2 protein-coding genes are annotated in these 2,032 nt (G+C 47.1%); one reads left to right on the top strand and one right to left on the bottom strand.

Features of this window, described 5'->3' with window-relative positions:
- Positions 1-1,235, top strand: a 1,235-nt coding sequence (locus ACRC27_RS07125; protein WP_438639524.1) for an NAD(P)/FAD-dependent oxidoreductase, incomplete at its 5' end; no start/stop codon positions are given.
- A 207-nt stretch (positions 1,236-1,442) separates the two neighbouring features.
- Here the strand turns inward: ACRC27_RS07125 and ACRC27_RS07130 are convergent.
- On the bottom strand, positions 1,443-2,032 hold a 590-nt coding region (locus tag ACRC27_RS07130; protein ID WP_438639525.1), incomplete at its 5' end, for a methyl-accepting chemotaxis protein.

Here is a 2,032-nt window from a genome sequence, read left to right on the forward strand (position 1 = left end):
GTAAAGAAGTGCGTGAGCGCACTAAAGATACCTTCGGTTTTTGGCGTAAACGTACCCTCAACCCTGAGTCTAACGTGCAGTTTGGTGAGGGCGGCGCGGGTACGTTCTCTGATGGCAAGCTGTATAGCCAAGTTAAAGATCCTAATTTCTATGGCCGTAAAGTGGTCACTGAATTTGTGGAAGCTGGCGCACCAGAAGAAATTCTCTATGTGAGCAAGCCGCATATCGGCACCTTTAAACTGGTGACCATGATTGAAAAAATGCGCGCCAAAATCATCGAATTGGGGGGCGAAATTCGCTTTAGCACCCGTGTGGATGATATCCATATTGAAGATGGACAAATCACCGGTGTGACTCTGTCCAATGGCGAAGAGATCAAATCGCGCCATGTGGTGCTGGCGGTGGGCCACAGTGCACGCGATACCTTTGAGATGCTGCACGAGCGCGGCGTGTATATGGAAGCTAAACCGTTCTCGGTCGGTTTCCGTATTGAGCACAAGCAATCCATGATTGATGAAGCGCGTTTTGGCAAAAATGCCGGTCATCCACTGTTAGGCGCGGCAGATTATAAACTGGTGCACCATTGTAAAAATGGCCGCACCGTATACAGCTTCTGTATGTGCCCAGGCGGCACCGTGGTGGCGGCGACCTCAGAAGAAGGCCGCGTGGTGACCAACGGCATGAGCCAATACTCGCGCGCAGAGCGTAATGCCAACAGTGCTATCGTGGTCGGGATTTCTCCTGAGCAAGATTATCCGGGTGATCCGCTGGCTGGTATTCGTCTACAGCGTGAGCTGGAAGCGAATGCCTATAAGCTGGGCGGTGAAAACTATGATGCGCCAGCGCAGAAAATTGGTGATTTCCTGAAAGGGCGAGATCCAAGCGAACTGGGCGATGTGCAGCCATCATTCACCCCAGGTATTAAGCTGACAGATCTCTCTAAGGCGCTGCCAGCATTTGCAATTGATGCCATCCGCGAAGCCATTCCGGCCTTCGATCGTCAAATCAAAGGCTTTGCCTCTGAAGATGGTCTGCTGACAGGCGTAGAAACGCGTACCTCCTCACCGGTGTGTATCAAGCGCGGTAAAGATTACCAAAGTATCAACCTCAAAGGCTTTTACCCAGCAGGGGAAGGCGCGGGCTACGCGGGGGGTATTTTGTCGGCCGGTATTGATGGCATCAAAGTGGCCGAAGCCGTTGCGCGTGATATCGTCGAGCAGTGTGATAAAGCGTAATAGCGCGCTAAAGCATAATTCGCAGATATTGTTGCGGTTAATGTAACAGTGAAAAGGGCTCGTATGAGCCCTTTTTTGATCCTGCCATATTATAAGCGATGAATAGTAAAGTTATGATGCAATATCCATTCTTTATACTTAGCTCGCTATCGTTTATTGGTGGCGATCTTCAATGTGATAGCTAAATTAATGGCTATTAAATAAAAGTTAATTTAACCGAAAGTTTTGAATCAACGTTTGTAACTGATAAGACAAATCCATCAGTATACGACTAGAGCTTGCCATCTGATTTGCACCGTTGGAAACCTCTTCCGATGCAGCATTAATATTAAGAATGTTTTTGTTTAAATCCTCGGTAACTGAACCTTGCTGCTCAGTCGCTGTAGCTATTTGAATGCTTGTTTGCGATATTTCGGCAATGGCTTTGCTAACATCATCAATAAGTGTGCCCACATTATTGGAGATGTTGACAGTATATTGCATCATCTCTTGGCTTTGTTTCATGGTCTCGGATGATTTTTTAGCGCGATGTTGGAGCTTTAAAATAATCTCATTAATTTGGCTGGTTGAATCTTGGGTACGTTTAGCCAAGGTTCTGACTTCATCCGCTACAACGGCAAATCCACGACCTTGTTCACCCGCTCGAGCCGCTTCAATCGCCGCATTTAATGCCAATAAGTTAGTTTGCTCGGCGATATCGCGAATTACTTCAATAACCACTTCAATACTGCGGCTATCATTATCTAGCTGGTGGATAGATTCAGCGGTTTCTTCAATGGATGTGGCAACTTTATTGA

This window comes from Plesiomonas sp., from assembly GCF_051650925.1.
In the GTDB taxonomy this organism is placed as follows: Bacteria; Pseudomonadota; Gammaproteobacteria; order Enterobacterales; family CAMTGL01; genus Plesiomonas.